Genomic DNA, 998 nt, shown 5'->3' with positions numbered 1-998 from the left:
CAGCCAGCATGGTGAATCAGAAACCGCCTGATTTGGGAATCCCAAATCGATTCAAGCTAACTTCATTCCGCTTTAGATCTTTTTTCCGGAATTCGCCCCATCTACGATAACGACCTGCTAGTTCAAGGGGAGGATCCGTTAGATGAACTTAGGCATCCGAGCGATAACGCGGGCGGGACCCATGGCCGTTATTGGTCTTCTTGTCTCTGCATGTGGGAGTACCGCCCTAGCCACACTGAGCTCGACAGCTCGATCAGGCGCGCCCTGGGCCCAGAACCTCAATGAGCCGCCCCCAAGTCGAGAGCCCCTAGGCGATACAGCCGCTCGGCCAAAAACGGAGTTAGATGCTAGGCGCGAAGGAAGATCGCGCTAGCCAGCGGGCCCAGGGCCTTGGGCGCATGTATGGTGTGGCCGGTGGCAATCCACACCCACGCGCCCACGGATTGGGATCAGTGCGGCCGTCTCTCACGCGGTGATCAAGACCTTCAACGCCGCCGTGTCGAGGGTGCCGGTGATCTGCATCCGAGCCCGATCGCAAACTCGATTAGATCGCCCCGTCGCCCGCCGACCCGTCCGAACTCCGTTCCTGACCACGGACCTTTCTCACTAAGAAGCCGATTGGTTGTTCGGTTGCATTCTTCGCATCGGGACGGCAATCGCCGCCATCGCACAACAACGAGCGCGAAACGCGACATCGCCCACCGTCGTCTACCCCGGCGAGGCGGCTGTAAGCTCTCCAGGACGATCTTGACCTTCTCATCCTCGGACGAGCTACAGCGACAGCCCGTCCGCCACTCAAGCCGAGCGCCGCACTTATCACTGTCCACAATTCTCAATTCGTCAGCAACCGATATTCTAGATCGCTGCCGATGTTGTTCAGCAACTCTCCGGTCAGATGGCGCCAATCAGGTGCGCTGATAATCGTCCTCGATACGGATGATGTCGTCCTCGCCGAGATAGCTGCCGGTCTGCACCTCGATCAATTCCAGCAGGATCTT

1 protein-coding gene is annotated in these 998 nt (G+C 58.5%); it reads right to left on the bottom strand.

The genetic code is table 11. The features are described 5' to 3' along the window. Positions 1–905: 905 nt before the first annotated feature. Positions 906–998, bottom strand: a 93-nt coding sequence (locus AC5ZGW_RS46455; protein WP_496114107.1) for a hypothetical protein, incomplete at its 5' end; no start/stop codon positions are given.

The organism is Bradyrhizobium sp. Crot121, assembly GCF_059512385.1.
Note: the sequence above shows the minus strand (reverse complement) of the source record. Positions and strands in the feature narration are given on the sequence as shown.